Origin of the sequence: Paraburkholderia sp. RL17-373-BIF-A, assembly GCF_046030175.1 — a bacterium.
Lineage (GTDB): Bacteria > Pseudomonadota > Gammaproteobacteria > Burkholderiales > Burkholderiaceae > Paraburkholderia.
Genome location: NZ_JARESO010000015.1, coordinates 72,907 through 93,361, shown reverse-complemented (window position 1 = coordinate 93,361; position 20,455 = coordinate 72,907). Strand labels below are relative to the sequence as shown.

Annotated in this window: 27 protein-coding genes and 1 pseudogene; 12 read left to right on the top strand and 16 right to left on the bottom strand. The window is 63.8% G+C overall.

Annotation, left to right across the window (positions count from 1 at the left end; all coding sequences use genetic code 11):
* Positions 1–7 precede the first annotated feature (7 nt).
* Positions 8–94: pseudogene (locus P0D80_RS20070) on the top strand (phosphotyrosine protein phosphatase); the annotation flags it as partial.
* A gap of 16 nt (positions 95–110) precedes the next feature.
* On the opposite strand, the gene P0D80_RS20065 reads toward P0D80_RS20070, so the two are convergent.
* Complete coding sequence (locus P0D80_RS20065) at positions 111–698, bottom strand: flavin reductase family protein (RefSeq protein WP_408286228.1); 588 nt, start codon at positions 696–698, stop codon at positions 111–113.
* A gap of 186 nt (positions 699–884) precedes the next feature.
* On the opposite strand from P0D80_RS20065, the gene P0D80_RS20060 reads away from it, so the two are divergent.
* Complete coding sequence (locus P0D80_RS20060) at positions 885–1,691, top strand: aminoglycoside phosphotransferase family protein (protein ID WP_408286226.1); 807 nt, start codon at positions 885–887, stop codon at positions 1,689–1,691.
* Between the two features lie 49 nt (positions 1,692–1,740).
* Here the strand turns inward: P0D80_RS20060 and P0D80_RS20055 are convergent, their stop codons facing one another.
* Both P0D80_RS20055 and pdxR read right to left on the bottom strand, forming a co-directional pair.
* Entirely contained in the window at positions 1,741–2,073 is a 333-nt protein-coding gene (locus P0D80_RS20055; RefSeq protein WP_408286362.1) for a hypothetical protein, read from the bottom strand.
* A 227-nt stretch (positions 2,074–2,300) separates the two neighbouring features.
* Positions 2,301–3,824 carry a MocR-like pyridoxine biosynthesis transcription factor PdxR gene (pdxR, locus tag P0D80_RS20050; RefSeq protein ID WP_408286224.1) on the bottom strand — a complete coding sequence of 508 codons (1,524 nt, stop codon included), beginning with the start codon at positions 3,822–3,824 and terminating at the stop codon, positions 2,301–2,303.
* Between the two features lie 108 nt (positions 3,825–3,932).
* Between pdxR and P0D80_RS20045 the strand changes: the two genes are divergently transcribed.
* Positions 3,933–4,673 (top strand): GNAT family N-acetyltransferase, encoded by a 741-nt coding sequence (locus P0D80_RS20045; protein WP_408286222.1) that lies wholly within the window; start codon positions 3,933–3,935, stop codon positions 4,671–4,673.
* A 75-nt stretch (positions 4,674–4,748) separates the two neighbouring features.
* On the opposite strand, the gene P0D80_RS20040 is transcribed toward P0D80_RS20045, so the two are convergent.
* On the bottom strand, positions 4,749–5,282 hold the full coding sequence (locus P0D80_RS20040) for a GNAT family N-acetyltransferase (RefSeq protein WP_408286360.1): 534 nt from the start codon (positions 5,280–5,282) through the stop codon (positions 4,749–4,751).
* Positions 5,283–5,473: 191 nt separating this feature from the next.
* Here P0D80_RS20040 and P0D80_RS20035 point away from each other — a divergent pair, with 191 nt between their 5' ends.
* On the top strand, positions 5,474–6,142 hold the full coding sequence (locus P0D80_RS20035) for a VC0807 family protein (RefSeq protein ID WP_408286220.1): 669 nt from the start codon (positions 5,474–5,476) through the stop codon (positions 6,140–6,142).
* A 9-nt stretch (positions 6,143–6,151) separates the two neighbouring features.
* Here P0D80_RS20035 and P0D80_RS20030 read toward each other — a convergent pair whose 3' ends face one another.
* Positions 6,152–7,018 carry a LysR family transcriptional regulator gene (locus P0D80_RS20030; protein WP_132379148.1) on the bottom strand — a complete coding sequence of 289 codons (867 nt, stop codon included), beginning with the start codon at positions 7,016–7,018 and terminating at the stop codon, positions 6,152–6,154.
* Positions 7,019–7,154: 136 nt separating this feature from the next.
* Here P0D80_RS20030 and P0D80_RS20025 point away from each other — a divergent pair, with 136 nt between their 5' ends.
* The 6 genes from P0D80_RS20025 to P0D80_RS20000 all read left to right on the top strand — a co-directional run bounded on the left by P0D80_RS20025 (position 7,155) and on the right by P0D80_RS20000 (position 11,837).
* Positions 7,155–8,099, top strand: coding sequence for an AEC family transporter (locus tag P0D80_RS20025; RefSeq protein WP_132379150.1), 945 nt, complete (start codon positions 7,155–7,157; stop codon positions 8,097–8,099).
* A 145-nt stretch (positions 8,100–8,244) separates the two neighbouring features.
* On the top strand, positions 8,245–9,075 hold the full coding sequence (locus P0D80_RS20020) for an AraC family transcriptional regulator (RefSeq protein WP_408286216.1): 831 nt from the start codon (positions 8,245–8,247) through the stop codon (positions 9,073–9,075).
* A gap of 146 nt (positions 9,076–9,221) precedes the next feature.
* The gene (locus P0D80_RS20015; protein ID WP_408286214.1) at positions 9,222–10,187 is read left to right on the top strand and encodes a quinone oxidoreductase family protein; all 966 of its coding nucleotides are present in this window, start codon (positions 9,222–9,224) and stop codon (positions 10,185–10,187) included.
* A 55-nt stretch (positions 10,188–10,242) separates the two neighbouring features.
* Positions 10,243–10,419, top strand: a complete 177-nt coding sequence (locus P0D80_RS20010; protein WP_408211519.1) for a DUF1427 family protein — start codon at positions 10,243–10,245, stop codon at positions 10,417–10,419.
* 182 nt (positions 10,420–10,601) lie between these two features.
* On the top strand, positions 10,602–11,180 hold the full coding sequence (locus P0D80_RS20005) for a DUF4337 domain-containing protein (protein ID WP_132379156.1): 579 nt from the start codon (positions 10,602–10,604) through the stop codon (positions 11,178–11,180).
* A gap of 39 nt (positions 11,181–11,219) precedes the next feature.
* Positions 11,220–11,837 (top strand): LysE family translocator, encoded by a 618-nt coding sequence (locus P0D80_RS20000; RefSeq protein ID WP_408286212.1) that lies wholly within the window; start codon positions 11,220–11,222, stop codon positions 11,835–11,837.
* Positions 11,838–11,862: 25 nt separating this feature from the next.
* On the opposite strand, the gene P0D80_RS19995 is transcribed toward P0D80_RS20000, so the two are convergent.
* The 9 genes from P0D80_RS19995 to P0D80_RS19955 form a co-directional block, all read right to left on the bottom strand.
* Entirely contained in the window at positions 11,863–13,137 is a 1,275-nt protein-coding gene (locus tag P0D80_RS19995; protein WP_132379158.1) for an RNA polymerase sigma factor, read from the bottom strand.
* A gap of 4 nt (positions 13,138–13,141) precedes the next feature.
* Positions 13,142–13,549: a VOC family protein gene (locus P0D80_RS19990; protein ID WP_408286210.1), complete on the bottom strand. Its 408-nt coding sequence runs from the start codon at positions 13,547–13,549 to the stop codon at positions 13,142–13,144.
* 93 nt (positions 13,550–13,642) lie between these two features.
* Positions 13,643–14,170 carry an SRPBCC family protein gene (locus tag P0D80_RS19985; protein ID WP_408286209.1) on the bottom strand — a complete coding sequence of 176 codons (528 nt, stop codon included), beginning with the start codon at positions 14,168–14,170 and terminating at the stop codon, positions 13,643–13,645.
* Between the two features lie 44 nt (positions 14,171–14,214).
* Positions 14,215–14,628: a YciI family protein gene (locus P0D80_RS19980; RefSeq protein ID WP_408286207.1), complete on the bottom strand. Its 414-nt coding sequence runs from the start codon at positions 14,626–14,628 to the stop codon at positions 14,215–14,217.
* 150 nt (positions 14,629–14,778) lie between these two features.
* Entirely contained in the window at positions 14,779–15,132 is a 354-nt protein-coding gene (locus P0D80_RS19975) for a YciI family protein (protein ID WP_132379166.1), read from the bottom strand.
* Between the two features lie 91 nt (positions 15,133–15,223).
* Entirely contained in the window at positions 15,224–15,721 is a 498-nt protein-coding gene (locus tag P0D80_RS19970) for a hypothetical protein (protein WP_408286205.1), read from the bottom strand.
* 166 nt (positions 15,722–15,887) lie between these two features.
* The gene (locus tag P0D80_RS19965) at positions 15,888–16,361 is read right to left on the bottom strand and encodes a hypothetical protein (RefSeq protein WP_132379168.1); all 474 of its coding nucleotides are present in this window, start codon (positions 16,359–16,361) and stop codon (positions 15,888–15,890) included.
* A 1,029-nt stretch (positions 16,362–17,390) separates the two neighbouring features.
* Entirely contained in the window at positions 17,391–17,663 is a 273-nt protein-coding gene (locus P0D80_RS19960) for a DUF1488 family protein (RefSeq protein ID WP_095421882.1), read from the bottom strand.
* A gap of 144 nt (positions 17,664–17,807) precedes the next feature.
* Positions 17,808–18,092 carry a hypothetical protein gene (locus tag P0D80_RS19955; RefSeq protein WP_408177434.1) on the bottom strand — a complete coding sequence of 95 codons (285 nt, stop codon included), beginning with the start codon at positions 18,090–18,092 and terminating at the stop codon, positions 17,808–17,810.
* A gap of 377 nt (positions 18,093–18,469) precedes the next feature.
* Between P0D80_RS19955 and P0D80_RS19950 the strand changes: the two genes are divergently transcribed.
* Positions 18,470–18,943: a GNAT family N-acetyltransferase gene (locus P0D80_RS19950; RefSeq protein WP_132379170.1), complete on the top strand. Its 474-nt coding sequence runs from the start codon at positions 18,470–18,472 to the stop codon at positions 18,941–18,943.
* Positions 18,944–18,978: 35 nt separating this feature from the next.
* Positions 18,979–19,329: a DOPA 4,5-dioxygenase family protein gene (locus tag P0D80_RS19945; protein ID WP_408286203.1), complete on the top strand. Its 351-nt coding sequence runs from the start codon at positions 18,979–18,981 to the stop codon at positions 19,327–19,329.
* A gap of 35 nt (positions 19,330–19,364) precedes the next feature.
* On the opposite strand, the gene P0D80_RS19940 is transcribed toward P0D80_RS19945, so the two are convergent.
* Positions 19,365–19,676, bottom strand: coding sequence for a high-potential iron-sulfur protein (locus P0D80_RS19940; protein ID WP_132379174.1), 312 nt, complete (start codon positions 19,674–19,676; stop codon positions 19,365–19,367).
* Between the two features lie 50 nt (positions 19,677–19,726).
* Positions 19,727–20,416, bottom strand: coding sequence for a nitroreductase (locus P0D80_RS19935; protein ID WP_408286202.1), 690 nt, complete (start codon positions 20,414–20,416; stop codon positions 19,727–19,729).
* Positions 20,417–20,455 lie beyond the last annotated feature (39 nt).

The following is a 20,455-nucleotide window of genomic DNA, read 5'->3' as shown; positions in this document are numbered from 1 at the left end:
GTGGTGCGACATTCCCGACGACTACGCATTCATGCAGCCGGAAATCGTCGCGCTATTGGAATTGAAGGCGGGCAAATTCCTTCGATGCAAATAGCCGCGCGCGCCGAGCATCACTCACTCGCCGCGCCATTCGCCACGGCGTCCACCTCGAACGCATCGCCCGTGGCAAAGAACGTCCCGCCAGCCACGTAGTGGCAGGTGCGCAGATCGGGATCGTCGCCGAAGTGCCAGCGGTTGTTCGAGTACACGCGGCTATCCGCATACGCCGCGACCACTTCCCCGATGATCAGATCGTGACGCTGGCTATCGTCTGGAATGACTTTGCACTCCATCCACGTGATGCAACCCGCGAGCATGGGCACGTCGATCTGTTGCGCGGAGAACGTCTCCAGGTCGAAGGCGGCAAACTTGTCGAGTTCGGTGCCCGCGTTCGAGCCCACCGCCAGCGTTTGCGCAGCGAATCCCCGGCTCGGCAGTTGCAGTCCGAACACGCCACTCGCCTCGATCAGTTGTCGCGTGAGCGTGCGGCTATCCACCACCACGACCACCTTCGGCGGATTGAAGTCGAGCGGCATCGCCCACGACGCCGCCATCACGTTCGAGCGGCCACCGTGCGCGCTGGTGATGATCGTGACCGGTCCATGATTCAGTAGCTGCGTGGCCCGCGGCAAGGCTACGGGTTCTCGGGTGACTTTCATACGTAGGTTCCGCGTCAGATGGATGAGAGTGATTGTAGCGGCGGGGCTCGATGCGCGCTGCGCGCGCCACTGCGTGTCGATTTAGGCGAGAATGAAAAACCGTCGAACTCATTGGAGAGACCGTGCGCATCGCCTGCCTGCATACCCCTGACAGCAACATCGCCCTGCTCGCGAACTGAAGCTCAAATGTTCACCGAGTACATCGTCAAATGGGATCTGCGGCAGGATGGCGAGCCGATTCGCACGCACAGCAGCCGGCTCCTGCCGGTGCGCCGACACGGCATTCCCGCGATGCTAAAAGTCACGCAGGAACTTGAAGAGATATTCGGCGCGCGGCTGATGGTGTGGTGGGACGGCGAAGGCGCGGCCCGCATACTCGCCCACGATGCCGACGCTCTCCTGCTGGAGCGTGCGCAAAGCAGCCACACGCTAGCGGACCTGGCGCGCACCGGCAACAGCGACGCCGACGACCGCGCCATCGACATTCTCTGCGCCACCGCCGCGCGCCTCCACGCGCCGCGAAACAAACCGCTTCCCGAATTGATCGATTTGCCACGCTGGTTCGCGAGCCTCTGGCCGGCCGCGCGAAAATACGGTGGCTGGTTGCAGAACAGCGCCACCGTCGCGCAAGCCTTGCTCGCCGCGCCGCAAGAACTGGTGGTATTGCACGGTGACATCCACCACGGCAACGTGCTGGATTTCGGCCCGCGCGGCTGGCTGGCCATCGACCCGAAAGGCCTCTTCGGCGAACGCGGATTCGACTACGCAAACATTTTCTGCAATCCGGACGCTGAGTCGGCGTTGCGACTGGGATGGTTCGAGCGTCGCGTCGAAAGAGTGGCGCAACATGCCGGGCTCGATCGGCGCCGTTTGCTGCAATGGATATTGGCGTGGTCCGGTTTGTCCGCGGCGTGGATTCTCGAGACGGGCGAGACGCCCGACATCGATACGGAGATCGGCAAGCTGGCTGCCGAAGCGCTCGAGCGCGGGTAAGGTCAGACAGATCGGGGCGGCAACTCGCGAGCCGCCGCCCGGGCGTACATCAGTGCGGCGCTTTGCCGTTGGGCACGGCGTCCAGTGGCTTGTGCTGTTCCTCGCCGAGTCCCGGGAAGAACGCGTTCCACGCGGCGCGCACGCCTTGGGCCGCGGTGGCCTCGGCGGCAATCGATTCGGTCTCGCCTTCGCCGGCTTTTGATGGATCGGAGGACAAGCCACGCCAGTGTGTAAATACCAGCAACGGTTTCTCGGTCCATACGCCGTCGCCAAACTTCGCAAAAGCCGTGTCCCCGCTCGTCAACTGCACCTCGTACCAGCCTTCACGGACGGGCGTGTGGGCCTCAAGCTCAAACCACGGGGTCGGTTCGATTTCCTTCATGTCGTCTCCGGTCGATAGATCGTCATAGATAACCACAACAAAGGCATTCTTCATGCCCGAGCCAACAGCGACCCGGCGAGCGCTTGCGGCACCGCATATCACGCGATGTTGCAGTGCGGCGCGTGCGGCATGAGCTGCGGGCGATCCGTCGATGACGCACACTCCGAAATCGCCGCGCATAAGCGACACGATAGCGCGACATGGGCCACGCGGACAAACGCAAAAAGTTACACGCGCATCTTCGTGGCCGATTGCCTGGCCGGCTGACGCTTCGGCTTGCCGTCCAACTCGGCCACCAGCCCGGCCAGCACACGGATTGCCGGCGCCAGCCGCTCAGCCGGCGTACTGCCGTAGCCGATCACGAGCCCATTCGTCTCCGCGCACGGCTGTAACGCGAAACCGGACAGCGCGCGCGGATTGAGCCCGTGAGCGAGCGCGCGTTCGGCGAGGGTCTGATCGTCGATGCGCGGCGGCAAGCGCAGCGTCAGATGCATGCCGCAATTGCCGCCGAGAATCTGCGACGGTGCGAAATGCGCACTCAGCGCATCGCGCAACGCTTGCTGGCGCTCGCGATACAGACGCCGCATACGCCCGAGATGGCGCCCGAACTCGCCGCTCTCGATGAACTGCGCCAGCGCCAGTTGCTCCAGCCGATGCCCGCCGCGCAGCATCTCCTGCACAGCGACAGCGGTGTGCGCGGCGATCGGACGCGGCAGCACCACGAAGCCGATGCGCAGCGCGGGAAACATCGTTTTGCTGAACGAGCCGACGTACAACACCGGCGCGTCCTCGACCAGCCCTTGCATGCTGGCGATCGGCTCGCCGGTGTGGCGGAACTCGCCGTCGTAATCGTCCTCGATCAGCCACGCGCCGCTGCGCCTCGCCTGCGCGATCAGCTCCAGACGGCGCGCCACCGACAGCACCGAGCCCGTCGGATACTGATGCGCGGGCGACGTGTAGATCAGCGTGGGTGGCTGCGTGCGCCACGCGTCGGATGGCACCGCCATGCCTTCGGTGTCGACGGGGATCGGCAGCGTGGTCAGGTCGCCCAGATTGAACGCGGCTTTCGCGCCGCGATAGCCGGGGTCCTCGACCCATGCGACGTCGCCGGGATTGGTGAAGAGGCGCACGCACAGGTTCAGCGCCTCCTGCGCGCCCTCGGTGATCACCACTTGCGAGCCTTCGCAGCGCACGCCGCGCGCCATTCGCAAGTGCGCGGCGATGGCGTCGCGCAACGCCGGCTCGCCGGCCGGCGTGCCGTAGCCGAGCGCGAGGGGCAGCGCGCGTTCCATCGAGCGTTCAAGTGCGCGCCGCCACGCGGTCACCGGGAAACGGTCCAAGGCGGGCGTGCCGGGCGTCAGAGGCAAAGTGTTGTCGGCGTGGGTGCGCGTGGCCGCGAACTGCCCGACGCGCGCCGCGTAGGCCACCTCCGGCGCGGCAGGGTGCGAGCGCGGCTCGCCGCGGGCGGACGGGCTGGAGAGTGGGCTCACGCGCGTGCCTTTCTTGTCGGCGACCACATAACCGACCGCGGCCAGATGCTCGTACGCGATCACCACCGTGTTGCGCGACACGCCCATTTCCGCAGCCAGCAGGCGCGACGACGGCAGCAGCGATCCCGCCGGCAAACGCCCAGCGAGAATCGCCTGCTGCAAGCGCTCGATTAGTTGTTTTTGCAGCGGCTCGGGCTTTGCGCCGCTGCCGGCGGCCGTCGATGCAGCCGGGCTGGCAAGCGGGCCAATGATCTCGATCATCGCGGCTGGACCTATCAAATGACGTCGGTGTGGATCTTTTGAAGATACCACGTTTGCCGTATCGTTCTCCATCATCGACGATCATTCGTAACCGCCAGGAGAACAGACATGGAACCCAGACGTAACGCGTTCGAGCAGCCGATCGGCGCCCCCGTGCCGGGCTGGAACGGCGCTCAGGCGCCGGACGGCGAGCCGCTGGTGGGCCGCTATTGCCGGATCGAACCCGTGCACGTGGAGCGTCATGCCGAGGATCTATACGACGCGTACAGCTCGGCCGCCGATGGCCGCGACTGGACCTACCTGGCAGTCGGTCCGTTCGAAAGTATCGCCGCCTATCGCGAGCATCTGACGCGCGCCGCCGCGTCCGCCGATCCGCTGCACTACGCGGTGATCGATCTGACGACCGGCAAGGCGGTCGGCACGCTGGCGCTGATGCGGATCGACCGCGCGAACGGTGTGATCGAGGTCGGCCACGTCACGTATTCGCCGCGTCTGAAGCGCACGCGCATCGCCACTGAAGCGATGTTTCTGCTGATGACGCAGGTGTTCGACAAGCTCGGCTATCGGCGCTTCGAATGGAAGTGCGATTCGTTGAACGGACCGTCGCGCACGGCGGCGCTGCGCTACGGCTTCACGTTCGAGGGGATCTTCCGTCAGGCGATCGTGTATCGCGAACGCAATCGCGACACCGCGTGGTTTTCGATCATCGATAGCGAATGGCCTGCGCTGCGTCCGAGCTATGCGCGTTGGCTCGATGCCGGCAACTTCGATGCGCAAGGGCAACAGGTCGAACGGCTGGTGGATCTGATCGCACAGCAGCGGGCAGTAGCGAGCGGCGACGCGCGGTGAGGTGATTGTCGAGCCGGACGGCGCGCACGGCTCGCTCGATGTAACGGGCACAGACGGCGCTCGCCGCGCGTTGGCTCAAACCGCGTGCGCCTGCCGACGCAGCACGATGGTCGGCTTGCCTTTATACGTGGTGCGAAGTTGCTCACGATAGCCGCACTTATGAGCGACGCGCAGCGACGGCAGATTCTCCGGCGCGACGATGCAGGCCGTTTCCCCATCCGGCCACTGCCGGTCGGCCCACTCCAGCGCGGCACGCACGGCCTCGGTTGCGTAGCCACGGCCATGCATGGCCGGATCCAGCGCCCAGCCGACTTCGGGCGCCAACAAGGACGGCTCGATCTCGCGATGGTAGTCGGCAAAGCCGACTTCACCGAGAAACCGGCCGCTCTCCTTTTCCCGCACGACCCAATAGCCATAGCCCAGCATCGCCCAATGACCGGCGTAACGCAGCAGACGCGCCCAGACTTCTTCGCGCGTGAAGGGCTTGCCGCCGATATAGCGGATCACCTCGGGATCGGACCACATCGCATAGCTCTCGAGGAAATCGTCGCGCGTGTGGGGACGCAGGGTGAGGCGGGAGGTGGTGAGGAGCGGGGGAGCAATCGACATCGCGTAAGAGCAGATAGTGGATGAAATGGCTCGGCAATCAGTGCGCTCGATCATCGCAGATTTTCTGCCCGCCATGTGCGTTGCCAAAATCCTGGCCGCCCGCGCCGCAAGCTATGGCATGCGAAGAGACTTCGCCCTACACTCGCCGGATACGTCCGCGCATCGTTGCCACGCTCACCACCGCTCCGTCGATGAAACTTCGCCTGCGCTACCTCACCGCGCTGATCGTGAACGTCGCCTTGCCCTGGCTCGCCTACCGGCTCGCGTTCCCGCACTGGGGCCAGCTCGGCGCGCTGGCCGCGTCGGCGCTGCCGCTGATTGCGTGGATGAGCTGGGACCTGCTGCGCTATCGCCATTTCGACGCGCTCAGCGCGCTCGTGCTGGTCGGCATCGTGCTCTCGCTGTTGGCACTCAGCGTCGGCTTCGGCGGCAACACGCGACTGCGCGAGATCGAAGACCCGATGGTCTCCGGCATGATCGGCGTATCGTTCCTGGTGTCGCTCGCGCTGCCAAAACCGCTAGTGTTTTATCTCGCGCGCTCGACCATGTCGCGCGAGGATCATCGCAGCGTCGAGAGCTTCGAAAAGCATTGGCGCGAGCGTCCCTCGCTCGTCGCGTATATCCGCCTGATGACGCTCGTGTGGGGCATCGGCATGACGGGCGAGAACATCTTGCGCAGTCTGATCGTCTGGCAATGGCCCGACGATCCGCGCTCGGCCATCGCGTCCACCGTGCTGAGGTACGGCGTCTATGCCGGCCTGACGGCCTGGACCTTCTGGTGCCGCCAACTCATCAAGCGAGATGCGCTGCGCTATCCGGACGACTCCGTGGAGCAGACAAACCACCTCGCCAGTTCATAGGCGCTGCCCTCACGCCAACTCGAGAAAGCGCGCCAGACACGGATTGCGATTCGCCGGCGACCATGCCAGCACCTGTTCGATCAGCGGTGCATCGACCAGCGGCCGGAACACCACGCCCGCGAGTTGCGCTTTGCGCATGGAAGCCGGCACCAGCGCCACGCCCACCCCTTCGTCGACGAGACTCAACACCGTCTGCTGCAACTGCACTTCGAACCGTATGTCGGGTTCGAAGCCACCGGAGCGGCAATGCTCGAGGATCGTCGCGCGCAAAGTGGGCGCCACGTCCTCGGATGCAAGCACGAACGGTTCGCCGGCCAGTTGCGCGATTTTCAGACGCCGCGCGCGGGCCCGCGGATGACTGCGCGACAGCGCAACGCACAAGGGCTCGCTGAGAATCGTGCGCGTGGCGAGCCCCTTGTCCGGCACGGTCGGGAACATGATGGCCGCGTCGATCTGGCCGACCAGCACCTGCGCGGCGAGATCGTTGGAGACGACTTCACGCAGGTTCAACGCGACTTCGGGATAGGCCGCGCCGAAAGCCCGCGCATAGCCGGGCACGACGTTGTACGCCGCGCACATCGTGAAGCCGATGGCGAGCTTGCCGGCGTCGCCATGCGCGGCGGCTTGCGCGTTGCTGACCGCTTGCTCCACGGAGGCGAGAATCGCTTTCGCATCGGCATAGAAGCGCTCGCCCGCGGCGGTCAAGGTCACGCTGCGCGGGCTACGCTCGACCAGCGTCACGCCTACGCTCGCCTCCAGCGCCGCCAATTGCCGGCTCAACGGCGGCTGCGACAAATTCAGACGCGCCGCCGCCCGGCCGAAATGGCGCGTCTCGGCAAGCGTCACGAAGTAGCGCAGCGGCTTGATATCGATCACGACGGCTTCATAGGAAATGACTCATGGGAAATGACAATGCAAAAAAGGTATTGTCGAGCACAAAAAACAGTATTGGATTGTATCGCCGCTAGCCACTACGCTGGCGGATCGCCATTTTCCCCACATTTTTGCGCCGATGTTAGCCACCCTCGAAATCCTGCTCCCCGTCTTCGGTCTGATTTTCGCGGGTTTCGCCTGCCGCCGGCGCAATGTACTCGGGCCGAACTCGGCATCGGAACTGAACCGTTTCGTGGTCTGGCTGGCGCTGCCGGCGTTGCTGTTCGACATCATGGCCCACGCCACCTGGCAGCAGCTCTATCAGCCGGCGTTCGTCGCCACATTTTCGATTGCGTGTGTCAGCGTGTTCGTCCTGATTCTGGCGATGCGCTTGATGAGCGGCCGGCATCTCGCCGATGCGAGCGTCGATGCGATTGCGGCCTCGTATCCGAACACCGGCTATATCGGTTTCCCGCTGGGCATGATCGCGTTCGGCTCGGCCAGTCTGACGCCGACCACGATCGCCACGATCCTCGTTGCCTGCGTGCTGTTCGCGGTTGCGATCGTACTGATCGAAGTGGGTCTGCAGACCGAGCGCACGCCGCATAAGCTGGGTTTGAAAGTGCTGCGCTCGCTGGCGCGCAATCCGCTGATCGTGTCGCCGATCGTGGGCGTGCTGTTCGCCAGCCTCCATGTCGCGTTGCCGCCCAGCGCGGAAACCTTTCTGAAACTGCTGGGCGGCGCGGCGAGTCCGTGCGCGCTGGTGAGCCTCGGCTTGTTCCTCGCGGAGAAGCGCCCATCCGAGGCCGGGGCGCGAGGCATTTCCTGGCTGCTGACCGGCGTCAAGCTGCTCGTACAGCCCGCGCTGACATGGTGGCTTGCGGCGCGCGTGTTCGGGCTCTCGTCCACGCTGGTCGAAATGGCGGTCATCCTCGCCGCGTTGCCCACCGGCACCGGCCCCTTCATGCTCGCCGAGTTCTACGAACGTGAAGCCCACATCACCTCGCGGACGATCCTGCTGTCGACCGTGGGCTCGATTGTGACCCTCTCGTTGCTGCTGCTGTTGATGGGCCATCGCACGTAAGCGCACCTAAGCGCCTCCAAGCGCATCTGAGCGCGCCGACCGGCGCGCAACATGCACGGGCCCGCGCCTCGCGCTATGCTTCGCAAACGGATCGACACGGTCCGCGATCTTCATCCGCCATGCGCGAAGCCTGAACCGAGCCGCCGTGCCCAAAGCCCGCCCCCCCGAACTCCACGACGACGCCGACGCCCGTTCGCTCGCCCGGCACTATCCGCGCGGGCTGCGTATCGATCCGCACTCGCACACGTGGGCGCAGGTGCTGTATGCGCTATCGGGCGTGATGTGGGTCGAGGTCGGCCGCGAAGCGCTGGTGGTGCCGCCGCAACGCGCGGTCTGGCTGCCGGCCGGCACGCTGCACTCCATCCACATGATGAGCGAGGTGGAGATGCGCAATCTCTATCTCCACGCGCGCAATGTCGGTCATCTGAGCCGGCGCAGCGACGTGTTCGAGGTGAACGGCCTGCTGCGCGAACTGATCACCTCGATCGCGGAGCATGAAAGCAGCGACTCGCGCGATCAGCCCTATCTCGACGCCGCGTACCGTCTCGCCATGCTGGAACTGGGACATGCGCCGCGCTCGTCGCTGCGCATCGCGCTGCCCGATGCCTCGGACCGGCGGCTCGAGGCGTTATGCCGCGCGGTGATCGACAATCCGTCGATCGCAATCAGCTTCGAGCAGCATGCGGCGTCGGTCGGGGCGAGCGTGCGGACGCTGGCGCGCCTCTTCACACGCGAACTGGGCGTCGGCTTTGCCGAATGGCGCCGCCAGGTGCAACTGGCGGTCGCCGTCTCCTGGCTCGCCGAAGGACGGCCGGTGAGCAGCGTCGCGCGCTCGCTCGGTTTTCAGCCGAGCAGCTTCAGCGACATGTTCCGGCGCGAACTGGGCGCGCCGCCGACCGGCTTCGATCCGAGCGGCACGTTGAGCGAGCCGGCGTCCACGGTCTCGCCCGAACCCGCAAAGAGCCAGCAAAGTTGATCCGCTTCGCAGCGCCACGGGCGTGGGTCGCCAACTGCTTGTCCGAATTTCGAAAGTCTTTGTCTCAACACCTGAGTGCCGGTCACCTAGACTAACGTTCAATCTACTGCGCAACGCAGCCCGGAATCCAATTGGAGCGACATACGATGAAAGCCATCCAGTTCAAATCCTTCGGCAGCCCCGAGGTGCTCGACCACATCGATCTGCCGATGCCGCAAGCGGACGCCGACAATGTCGTCGTGCAGGTCAAGGCGGCCTCGGTGAATCCGAGCGACGTCAAGAACGTCTCCGGGCATTTCGGACATACGGTGCTGCCGCGCACGCCGGGGCGTGACTTTAGCGGCGTGGTGGTGGACGGCCCGCAAGCCTGGCTCGGCGCCGAAGTGTGGGGAACCGGCGGCGACATCGGCTTCACGCGCGACGGCACGCATGCCGAGTTCATCAAGGTGCCGCTCGCGGCACTGTCGCGCAAACCCAAAACGCTGAGCCATGCCGAAGCCTCCGCGATCGGCGTGAACTTCGTGGTCGCCTGGCTCGGCACGGTCGAGTACGCGCAGTTGCAAGCGGGTGAGACCATCGCCGTGATCGGCGCCGGTGGCGGCGTGGGCGGTGCGGTGGTGCAGATCGCCAAGGCGCGCGGCGCCCGTGTGATCGCCGTGGACCGTCATCCGCTCGACGCGGATACGCCGGCGGGCCGCCTGATCGACGAGTACGTGCCGTTCGATGAAAACACCACGGACCGTTTGAGGGCGCTGACCGACGGCGCGGGTGCGGACGTGGTGTACGACACGGTCGGCGGCGTGGCGTTCGAGATGGCATTGAGCCTCGTCAAACGCCGTGGCCGCGTGCTCGAAATCAGCGGTACGGGCAAGCGCCGCGTCGAATTCGATCTGATCGACTTCTATCACAACGAGACGCAGTTGCTCGGTGTGGATAGCGCGAAGCTAGGCGTCGCGGAATCGGCGCCGTTGATGACGGCGCTAGTCGAGGGCTTCGAAACCGGCAAGCTGACCGGACCCGCCATCGCGCAGACATTCCCGCTCGAACGCGCTCGCGACGCCTACGAGGCCGTGGCCGCCGGCACACGCGGCCGGGTCGTCATCACGATGTAATCGCCATTGCGACCCGCGGGCGTGGCAGCCCGTCTCTCATCTGGATAGAACAGTCATGAAAGCGTATTTGATCTCGCTGGCCGCCGGTGTCGTGGTCGGCCTCCTCTACAGCGTGATGGAAGTGAAGTCGCCCGCGCCGCCGACCGTCGCGCTGGTCGGGCTGCTCGGCATGCTTGGCGGCGAACATATGATTCCGTTGGTGCGGACCTGGCTGGCGTCAGGCATTCATTGACTCGCATCTTGCCGCTGCACTTCGCTCGCGTTGAGTTCCGCGTAGCCGTCGAATAAACGCCGACGCGGCCGCATCTCCAAGAGGCACCTTTTCCGTCACCCTGCGTCACACGCTAAGATTGAGCCCGACGGGCTCGTGCGCCGCCCGCATACGACAAGAAAAGCTTTGCCTCGGAGAATCAGATGCCTGAAGAATATGAAGTGCATGGTCCGCACGACCATGCCGTGGAACACGCCGGTCATCACGACGCGGATCCGTTTGCGAGCCGCATGGCCGTGATCACGGCGATCCTCGCGACGATCGGCGCGCTGTGCGCGTACCAAAGCGGCAACAGCGAAAATCTCGCGCTGTACTACAAGAACGAAGCCGCCATCAAAAAGACCGAAGCGTCGAACCAGTGGAACTACTACCAGGCGAAGGGCGAGAAGCAAAATCTCGCCGAACTCGGCGCGGCGCTGTCCACCGGCAACACGGACGCGCATGCGAAATTCCTCGCCGACGTCGACAAATACAAGCAGCAGAAAGAGCCGATCCGCGCGAAGGCCGAAGCGATCGAAAAGGAAGTCGTCGATAACGACGCCCGCAGCGAAGCGTTGCTGCACGGCCATCATCGTTGGGCGCAGGCCACCACGCTGATTCAGGTGGCGATCGCCCTGTGCGCGATCACGTTGCTGACACGCAAGAAGTGGTTGCGCAATCTCTCGTTCGTGGTGGCGGGAGCGGGCGTGATCACCGGCGCGTTGGCGTTTTTCTCGGCTTGATGGGTGAAGCGCCGCGCGGCGCGAAAGAAGGAGTGCAGTGTGATTGACGGGTCCGCGGTTCTGGGCGTTTTCTCTGTGTATGTGGCCGGCGTGGTGATTCCCGGCCCGAACTTCGTCGCGGTCGCGCACAAGGCCGCGTCGGCGACGCGCGGCGACGCGCTCGCGATGGTCGGCGGCATCGTGCTGGTCAATCTGTTCTGGGCAAGCTGCGCGATTCTCGGCGTCGGCATCGTGTTCGCGGCCTTTCCGTGGCTCGCGTTGGCGGTGAAGCTGGCCGGCGCCGGCTATCTGATCTGGTTCGGCGGACGTCTGATCGTCAACGCGTCGGCGGGCAAACCCACCGCCGGTGTGAATGCCGCGGCAGGCGGTTTCCGGCAAGCGTTCGCGCAAGGCTTCGCGACCAACATCGCGAATCCGAAGTCGATGGCGTTCTTCGCCGCCGTGTTCTCTTCCGCCGCGCCCGCGCATGTCAGCGTGGGCACGTTCGCCGCGATGCTCGGCATGGTGTGCGTGGTCGCGAGCAGCTGGTACGGGTTCGTCGCGCTCACCTTGTCGCATGAGCGGATTGCGACCGCGTACCGGCGCTGCAAAGCATGGATCGACCGCGTATGCGGCGGGCTGATCGTCGCGTTGGGCGTGCGTCAGTTGATCCGGTAGCGGTTACAACGCTAAGACTCAAGGCTCAATGCGCGATGCCGTGCGCGCGTTCGAGCAACAACTCGCGCTCGCGTGCATTGCGCGTCATCCCCGCGGCACGTTCGAACTCGGCGCGCGCTTCTTCCACGCGCCCGAGTTTCGCCAGCAGATCGCCCCGCACGCTCGGCAGCCAGTGGTAGTTCGCCAGCGCGGCATCGCTTGCCAGCGCATCGACGATCTCCAGGCCGGCCGCCGGACCGAACGCCATGCCAACCGCCACCGCGCGATTCAACTCGACCACCGGCGACGGCGCCACTTGCGCCAGCGCGTCATACAACGCGACGATCTGGGTCCAGTCGGTATCGCTCGCGCGACGCGCACGAGCGTGACAGGCGGCGAGCGCTGCCTGCAACGCGTACGGGCCGCTGGCGCCGCCCAGCGCATGCGCGCTGTTGAGCGCGGTCAGCCCGCGACGGATCAGAAGCGGATCCCAGCGGCTTCGATCCTGATCGAGCAGCAGCACCGGACGGCCCTGCGCATCCGTGCGCGCATGCGTGCGCGAGGCCTGGATCTCCATCAGCGCGACGAGGCCGTGCACTTCGCTCTCGTCGGGTACGAGACCGCTCAGCACGCGGCCGAGCCGCAGCGCTTCCTCGCAGAGCGCGGGACGCATCCAGTCGTCGCCGGCCGTGGCCGAATAGCCTTCGTTGAAAATCAGATAGATGACCTGCAGCACCGAGGCAAGCCGCGGCGCGCGTGCGTCCGCCTGCGGCACCTCGAACGGTACCTTGGCCGCCGACAGCGTGCGCTTGGCCCGCACGATCCGCTGGGCGACAGTCGGCTCCGGCACGAGAAACGCGCGCGCGATTTCGTCCGTGGTGAGGCCGCCGAGCAGGCGCAGCGTGAGCGCGACGCGCGCATCGGTCGACAACACCGGGTGGCACGCGGTGAACACGAGCCGCAGCAGGTCGTCGCCGATATCGTCGGCGCGGGCGGCATCGAGGGAATCGACGAAATCGGGCACGAGGTGAGCCTCCATCGCGTCGAGATCGTGACCCAGCTCCTGGCGCTTGCGGGCGTGCAGTGCTTCCTGCCGCAAGCGGTCGAGGGCACGGTTCTTTGCGGTCGCCATCAGCCATGCTCCCGGGTTGTCGGGCACGCCGGCGTCGGGCCAATGTTCGAGCGCGGCCACCAGCGCGTCTTGCGCCAGTTCTTCGGCGAGCCCGACGTCGCGCACGATCCGCGCGACGTGGGCGATGACCTTGGCGGATTCGATCCGCCAGACTGCCTCGATGGCACGGTGGGTGGCTGCCGTGGTCACAGCCTCAGCCCGCCGTCTTGGCGTTCGGGTCCATGTGGATGAGCTCCCAGATGTGGCCGTCGATATCCTCGAAGCCGTGCCCATACATGAAACCATAATCCTGCGGCGCGCGCGGCACGGTGCCGCCGGCGGCGAGCGCTTTGGCGACCAGCGCATCGACCTCCGCCCGGCTTTCGCACGACAGCCCCACCAGCGCTTCCGTGCTCTCCTTCGGATCGCACAGCGACTTGCGAGTGAACGACTTGAACAGGTCCTTGACCAGCAGCATCGCGTAGATGTTCTCGCCGAGGATCAGACAGGCCGCCTGTCCGTTCGTGAATTGCGGTTCGAAGCTCAAACCGATCGCGCTGAAGAAGGCTTTCGATCGTTCGAGGTTGTCAACCGCGAGATTGACGTAGATCTGCTTATGCATGATGGAGTCCAGTGATCGGGTTGTGGTTCGGACGGCTTGGGCGCTTCGCGCTCAGTGCGAGCGTTGCGCCGCTCCGGCCGCCACGCACCGTGTTCAACTCGCTTCGGCGAGCGTTTTCAGATTGTTCAGGCCGTCTTCGAAATCCTTGCCGACCATTTTGTCCATGTTGAAGAACACCTGAACCAGCTTCGACATGAACGGCGTGGGTCCGTGCATGGCCCAGGTCACTTCCGTCGCGCCCGCTTCAGGCTTCAACGTGAATTCGGCCATGTTGTGCGCTTCGAACGGCTTCAGAAAATCGAGGTTGAACGTCACGCTCGAGGGCACCGCCGTATCGACGATCTCCATTTGCCCCACGCCGACCTTTTCGCTTTGCCACGCATAACGCGCGCCCTTGCCGTTCGGCGTGCCGCTATAGGTGCCTTGGGCCGCGGGGTCTTTGCGCAGAAACGGATTCCACAAGTTGAATTGGTGGAGATTGTCGATCAGCGCATAAATCCGCTCGGGCGGCGCCTGAATGCGCACGCTGCGTTCAATGCGAAAGGTGTCGGGCCGAGTCGCCGCGTAGACCAACAGCAGGCCCACGGCCGCAACCACGGCAATCAGTATGGTCTTGAGCATGATGAATCCTTCGATAAAGCCGGAGCGGGCTTCGCGTTCCCGCCTTAGCGCTTGCCCGCGTCCAGTTCACGGAACCGGTCCAGCTCGGGGCTCGGTTCGAAGTCGTCGAGTTCGAACAATTGACGCACTTCGATTTCGCCATCCGCTTGCTCGCCGAACGGCGCCGGAAAGCGCCGCGCCCATTCCATGGCTTCTTCACGCGAGCGCACCTGGATCAGCGTGTAGCCCGCAATCAATTCCTTGGTTTCCGGAAACGGACCGTCGACCACGGAGCGCTTGCCGCCGCTGTAGCGAACCCGCCAGCCTTTCGAACTCGGTTGCAGGCCGGTCGCGTCGAGCAGCACGCCGGCCTTGGCGAGCTCTTCGTGGTACGCGCCCATCGCGGCCATCAGGGACGCTTCCGGCATCTCGCCGGCTTCGCTGGCAGCGGTCGCTTTTACGAGGATCATGAATCGCATCGCCGTTACTCCTTTGTCGTTCTGAGAGGGAGCGCCGCGCCCGTGGGCCGGCTTCTTACTCACACGACGAGCAACGCACAGCCGGATCGACACACTCGCCGATCCGCCAGGGAAAACCCCGAGAACACATGCTGCCGATGCGCGAATCGGCTAGAGGAAACAAGGTCCGAGCTTGCGGACTTCGACCGTGCACCACGTTGCCGCCGGGCAGGTCTGCGCTATCGCCACGGCTTCTTCACGGGTTTCGCAATTGAGGAGAAAGAACCCGCCGACCATTTCCTTGGCTTCGGCGAACGGGCCATCGAGCAGTTTCGGCTGGCCGTCGCGCACCTGAACGCGCACGGCGTCGTTCAGCGAAGTGAGCGATTCGACCGCGACCAGTTTGCCGCGCTCTTTCAGGTCGGCGGCGAAACGGACCATCTGGTCATAGACTTCGCGGCCCGCAGCTTCACCGCGTTCAATGCGTTGATCCGGGGGTTCGACGATGAGCAGCATATAAGACATGGCGTCTCCGATTTGATCGCGCCGCAGACGTGAACGCCCTGGAGGCGTATGAAGGCAAAAACGCGCTTGCGGTGAGTTTGCGAGAGGCAGTCTAACAAGCATGAAAGCCTCCGGCAAACCTGACCCGGCGCTGGCGCGGTGGCCAATCGGACGTCTTACGGAGACTCGTAATATCCAAACGGCAGGGGGATTGTTTTTTTACCGTGCGACACGATATCGCCGCATTGAAATATTCCCGCAATGCGCTGAAGACCGCGGCGAAATTGCCGCTCGTTTTACCACGTTGACCCCCGCGAGTAATCGGCCTTCCATCTAACGACGATGCACGGTCCAGATTGTGCGTAATCGGCAGCAAAATCTGCCCGCAAAAAGATGACCGATTCACAAGCAATCGAATGATCAGAGCAGCGGGGAAAATCATGCATCGATCGTTAGTGCGCACCGGCATTGCCGCCATCGTGGCCTTGGCCATTTTCCAGTTCAGCGGGTGCGGCGGTGGTGGCTCCAGTTCCAGCTCGGGTCCCGGATCGGGCTCGTCGAGCACGCCGACGGCCCTGGCGACCGTCCTGACCGGCTTCGGGAGGTTCACGGCTGGTGCAATTGAACGGCGGGCAGGACGGGTTCGCCTTCTACGATTTGACGGCGTACAACGATTAGCACTGTTCCTTAGCACGCGCATGCGGCCGAATAAAAAAAACGCCCCACTGGGGCGTTTCATCTGCACGTATGAGAAAGAAGAAACCCGTGCGTGCGGTTCAGACCGCCGCTTCCGCAATCGCCTGGACCTGCGCGGACCGCATCAATCCTTCGATCATTCTCGCTTCCGCACTAGCAATCTCGCTCAACGATGCCACGGAGAGTTGGCCGTCGAGAATCGCTAACGCCGTGCACAGGCGGGCGTATTCGCCGTCTTGCAGGGCCCACGCGCCTTCGTCGTGTTCGCGCGCGTCGAGCTGAACCATCGCCGCATGCGCGCTTTCGATGTCGGACAACACGTCCTCGCCGAGTCCGAGGCGCGCAAGTTCTTGCGACACCAGCAAATGCCGGCTCAAGGTCATATGCAGATTCCGCGAGCCGTGGCCGTGCCGGAATGCATCGAGGGCGGCGTAGCACTGCAGAAGCATCGCCGACGTAACCGGCTCATGGGCAGTGCGGCTATAGGTCAACGCGCGCAACAACGGGGACATGGCCGACTGGTTGTGCTTGCGGACTCGCGATTTACTCGACATATCGGTTCAACCTCCTTCTCTAACTCTCGGCTTCGCCACCGAATTCTTCTGCTCTCCGGTGGCAAACGCCGCCGATACGCCGGCGGCTTGACAGGCCCTGATGTGAGTCTGTGCAGCCATCATCGCAAGCAACTATTAAGACAGACTTAAACGACTTCAAGTCCGGTTTGTATGAAGCATCTCATACTACGCGGCCGGCCGGCTGTTCGATGCCGCCCAAAAGCGCACCGCGTAGCGCAACGGTGGCATATCGGTTCGAACTTGCCAATTGCAAGTCGCGTCGCGTGTCACGACGAAAAAAAACCCTGTTCCCGCGAGGGAACAGGGTCTGACAGGATGGAACAGTCGTACTCGCGCGTGGATGCTTGCCGACCTATACCCACCGCAAACTAAAAAGCTGTTAGTACTTGAACTACATCTGCTAAAGCTGTGTTGCTCGAACTACCACCGCAAATAAAACCGTGCTGCCTATATTGCTGCTGCAAAAAACATTCGTTACGGAACTGCTCACTGCAATCACAGCCGGGTCCTTTGCCTTCAACATCGCCTGGCTGCAACCCCCTGCTGATTCACGCGCAAATTACATGGATCGCGCGCCGTTTGCATTGCTTCGACTACCTACTGCTTTACTGCCCTGCCGCGTTCGACAACCGCGGCAAACTGCCATCAACGGTACGGTTCAAAACAACGCGGGGGGAAGACCGCGTCGATGGGGCTCGGTGATTTGTCGCTCCATGGAAAACAGTGTATTCCGGCACCTGCGAATGCAATTGGGCGAAGCGAAGGGATTTGGCAGGCCAGTTTGGCGAATCGGCGTAACAGGCCGATTTCCTCAGAGGTGAGCGGCGCGCAGCCTGCGCCGCCACGGCGATACGCGCGGTTATTTACCGCGCCGATACGTAGTCGGCGTCCTCAGCTGGGCGGCCCAAAAGCGCCGATCGGATCGGCAACGACGCGAGCGACGGCACCGTCACCGTCGCTCGCTGAACTTTAAGCATGTGCGCTTGCAAGACGAGCAGCCTAAACTCATCAACCCCGGGCGGCGAAATCGCTGATCGTCAGCAGCACTTTTTCGCCGGGACGCGCCAGCATTTTTCTTTCCGCCACAGCGGTAATGCGTTTGCGCCCGTCCGCGAACGTCTTCAGTACGCGTTCCTCGCCGGCGTCGCGTTGCAACCAGAAATGCTGTTCCAAGGCCTCACGCGTGACGGCGCACTCGAGGTCCCGTCCTCGCGTCGAAAGCTGGAAAATCACCGCGCGTCCGTCTGCCGAGACGCTTGGTTCAAGCTCGATAATCTCCATGGCCCACCTCGCAAAGTTCGTTAAGCCGCTCGCCGTCTTGAACGAACGACACCGAAAAAAACTGAATACAAACGCGAAACCGCGCGTCGAGTTCTTTTGACTGACCAATGCACGCTATCGCGCCACAGCCATGCTCACTGTGCGCTAGACCACCGTCGAGTGGGCGGGAGCATGCGCGCTCAACCAGCGCGGACGTTTCGCGCAGAACTCATGCAGCAGTGCGTTTAATCCTTCCGTCATGGCTTGCGTGCCGCGCCGGGCGCCTCGCGACGCGGACGAAAGCGCGAACCAGGAATGCGGCGGCCGAAGCTCGTGGCATGTGCCGCGCGCATCGACGAAGCGCAGACAACCGGTATCGGGATAAAAGACGAGCGTCATCGCGTCGCCGTCGACCCCGTGCGTGACCGTATGTGGTTTCGTATTCAGCATTTTCGTTGTTATGCCAGGTTGGCGTCGTTCCTCGGCGGCTCGACGTTCGAACCCGCACGCGCCAGCAATTCGCGGATAAGGCAAAAGCAAAGCGCATGCCAATGAGCACCAAACACGTCGCGCGAAACGTCGCGAGCGCACCGCAAGCAGACGACACGACGCCTTCGGCACGCCGCAAACGCCGACCGCGTCTGAAGCGGCGCACGCGGCAGCGCGCGAATCCGTCATAGCGCGGACCATCGGCCGGCGGCATCGGCACGACCGGCGAACAGCAAAGTCGAGAGGCGCAAACATAACCGCGTGGTAAAAAAGCGCTGCTGGCGCGACAATTCACGGCCATTCTTACTAGCCGCCGGCACGCCGGAAACGTTACCAACATGTCCGTTCAAGAGCCTGTCTTCACCCTGCGTCCGGCGCTGGACACGGACGAGGCCTTTCTATTCGAGCTGCGCAAGGCGACCATGACGGAGCACCTGGCACGCGTCGGCGAACCGTCGGACGATACCGAGCATCGCGCGCGTCTGCTGCACCGTTATGACACGGCGCGCGTGATTTGCATCGACGGCGCGCCGGCCGGTTTGCTCAAAGCGCATCGCACCGGCGCCGAGTGGGTCGTCGTGCAATTGCAGATCACGCCGGCGCTTCAAGGGCGCGGCATCGGCGAACGCGCGCTGCATACGGTGCTGCGCGCCGCGCAGGCCGACGCATTGCCGGTCACCCTCAAGGTGCTGAAAGGCAATCCCGCGAGGCGCCTATACGAGCGCCTCGGCTTCGAGATCGTCGGCGAAGATGAGAGACAGTTTCACATGAGGCGCGCGCCGCGCGCGTCGGCGGAAATTGAAGCAGAATGAATGTCGGATAAAGACTGATACACAACGGACCTGTTATGACCTTTCGCGACACCACCGCCATCGCAAGCTGGCACGCCCACGTGTATTTCGATGCGAGCAGCCGCGACGCCGCGTGGACTTTCCGCGAGCAGATCGACGCGCACTGGGGCGACAAATTGCAACTGGGCCGCTTTCACGAGCGCCCGGTGGGACCGCATCCCATGTGGTCGTATCAACTCGCGTTCACGCAGGCGCAATTCGCCGAGCTGGTCGGCTGGCTCACGCTGAATCACGGCACACTGGATATCTTCGTGCACCCCAATACCGGCGACGCGCTACGCGATCACCGCGACGCGGCCGTATGGATCGGCCGATCGCATGAATTGGTGCTGAGCGCGTTGAACTAGGCGCCGCTCGAAGCTCGAGCGGCGACTCTCGCGGTTCACATATTCGAGTACGAACTGCACCAGCCAGGCGCCGCGACCTGCTTGTCGCCGAACAGCGTGCACCCGCCGTATGCGTCGTTGGCTTTGCCCTGGAACAGCGAGCAGTTGGCGCAGGTTTGTCCGGAGGCGTAGCCGGGGAATTTCGCTTTGTCGACCTTGGACGCGTCCTCCTTATAGCCGACGGCTTGCGCCTTTGGATCGGTTTCGCTGAGTTTGTTCGCCGTATCGGCGAAGGCCGCACGGGTGAGCATGAGCGCCGAGCCCGCGCTCACGCCCAGCAGCAGAAAATGGCGACGCGATGTTTTCATATGGGTCCGATGGAAGGTGGGGGAATTGCCTCGATCGCGATCAAGCGCCGTCAATCGAGAAATCGCGTGAACCGTTCGACTGGTTCGCGCTCAGTGCGTAACGTGTTGACCAATGCGTTTTCGTCGGCGAAACCGAGCGACATGCCGCACACCAGTTGCTCTTGCGACGGCAAGCCGAGATGCTCGGCAATTACCCGATGAAACGGCGTAAACGCGGCCTGCGGACACGTATCGAGACCCCGTCCGCGCGCGGCCGTCATGATCGCCTGCAGGAACATGCCGTAGTCGAGCCAGCTGCCGCGCTCCATCACCCGGTCGATGGTGAAGAACAAACCCACCGGTGCGCCGAAGAAGCGGTAGTTCTGCGCATGCTGCTCATGCATGCGCGCCTTGTCGCCCTTCTCGATGCCAAGCAGGCCATACAGATCCCAGCCGATTTTGCGGCGCCGATCGATATACGGCGACACCCATCGATGTGGATAGTACGGATACTCTTCCTGATAGAGCGCGTCGCGTTGCGGGTCGTCGTAAGCGGCAAGCAAGGCTTGCGAGAGACGCGCCAGCGACTCGCCCCTCACCACGTAGACTTTCCACGGCTGCGTATTGGTACCCGAAGGCGCGCGGCTGGCGGCTTCAAGAATGGCTTCGATGTCGGCGCGCGACACCGGCGTGGGCAGAAAGGCGCGAATCGAACGCCGCGTGACGAGCGCGGCGTCGACATCGTTGGCGGGTGTGGTCATCGGCGAATTCCGGCGGAGCCAGCAGTTGTGGCGGTCTGC

Excerpts from the sequence above, each read along its gene's own strand:
- P0D80_RS20065 (WP_408286228.1), bottom strand. The coding sequence starts at position 698 with ATGAAAGTCACCCGAGAACCCGTAGCCTTGCCGCGGGCCACGCAGCTA.
- P0D80_RS20060 (WP_408286226.1), top strand. The coding sequence starts at position 885 with ATGTTCACCGAGTACATCGTCAAATGGGATCTGCGGCAGGATGGCGAG.
- P0D80_RS20055 (WP_408286362.1), bottom strand. The coding sequence starts at position 2,073 with ATGAAGGAAATCGAACCGACCCCGTGGTTTGAGCTTGAGGCCCACACG.
- pdxR (WP_408286224.1), bottom strand. The coding sequence starts at position 3,824 with ATGATCGAGATCATTGGCCCGCTTGCCAGCCCGGCTGCATCGACGGCC.
- P0D80_RS20045 (WP_408286222.1), top strand. The coding sequence starts at position 3,933 with ATGGAACCCAGACGTAACGCGTTCGAGCAGCCGATCGGCGCCCCCGTG.
- P0D80_RS20040 (WP_408286360.1), bottom strand. The coding sequence starts at position 5,282 with ATGTCGATTGCTCCCCCGCTCCTCACCACCTCCCGCCTCACCCTGCGT.
- P0D80_RS20035 (WP_408286220.1), top strand. The coding sequence starts at position 5,474 with ATGAAACTTCGCCTGCGCTACCTCACCGCGCTGATCGTGAACGTCGCC.
- P0D80_RS20025 (WP_132379150.1), top strand. The coding sequence starts at position 7,155 with ATGTTAGCCACCCTCGAAATCCTGCTCCCCGTCTTCGGTCTGATTTTC.
- P0D80_RS20015 (WP_408286214.1), top strand. The coding sequence starts at position 9,222 with ATGAAAGCCATCCAGTTCAAATCCTTCGGCAGCCCCGAGGTGCTCGAC.
- P0D80_RS20010 (WP_408211519.1), top strand. The coding sequence starts at position 10,243 with ATGAAAGCGTATTTGATCTCGCTGGCCGCCGGTGTCGTGGTCGGCCTC.
- P0D80_RS20005 (WP_132379156.1), top strand. The coding sequence starts at position 10,602 with ATGCCTGAAGAATATGAAGTGCATGGTCCGCACGACCATGCCGTGGAA.
- P0D80_RS19990 (WP_408286210.1), bottom strand. The coding sequence starts at position 13,549 with ATGCATAAGCAGATCTACGTCAATCTCGCGGTTGACAACCTCGAACGA.
- P0D80_RS19985 (WP_408286209.1), bottom strand. The coding sequence starts at position 14,170 with ATGCTCAAGACCATACTGATTGCCGTGGTTGCGGCCGTGGGCCTGCTG.
- P0D80_RS19980 (WP_408286207.1), bottom strand. The coding sequence starts at position 14,628 with ATGCGATTCATGATCCTCGTAAAAGCGACCGCTGCCAGCGAAGCCGGC.
- P0D80_RS19975 (WP_132379166.1), bottom strand. The coding sequence starts at position 15,132 with ATGTCTTATATGCTGCTCATCGTCGAACCCCCGGATCAACGCATTGAA.
- P0D80_RS19965 (WP_132379168.1), bottom strand. The coding sequence starts at position 16,361 with ATGTCGAGTAAATCGCGAGTCCGCAAGCACAACCAGTCGGCCATGTCC.
- P0D80_RS19960 (WP_095421882.1), bottom strand. The coding sequence starts at position 17,663 with ATGGAGATTATCGAGCTTGAACCAAGCGTCTCGGCAGACGGACGCGCG.
- P0D80_RS19955 (WP_408177434.1), bottom strand. The coding sequence starts at position 18,092 with ATGCTGAATACGAAACCACATACGGTCACGCACGGGGTCGACGGCGAC.
- P0D80_RS19950 (WP_132379170.1), top strand. The coding sequence starts at position 18,470 with ATGTCCGTTCAAGAGCCTGTCTTCACCCTGCGTCCGGCGCTGGACACG.
- P0D80_RS19945 (WP_408286203.1), top strand. The coding sequence starts at position 18,979 with ATGACCTTTCGCGACACCACCGCCATCGCAAGCTGGCACGCCCACGTG.
- P0D80_RS19940 (WP_132379174.1), bottom strand. The coding sequence starts at position 19,676 with ATGAAAACATCGCGTCGCCATTTTCTGCTGCTGGGCGTGAGCGCGGGC.
- P0D80_RS19935 (WP_408286202.1), bottom strand. The coding sequence starts at position 20,416 with ATGACCACACCCGCCAACGATGTCGACGCCGCGCTCGTCACGCGGCGT.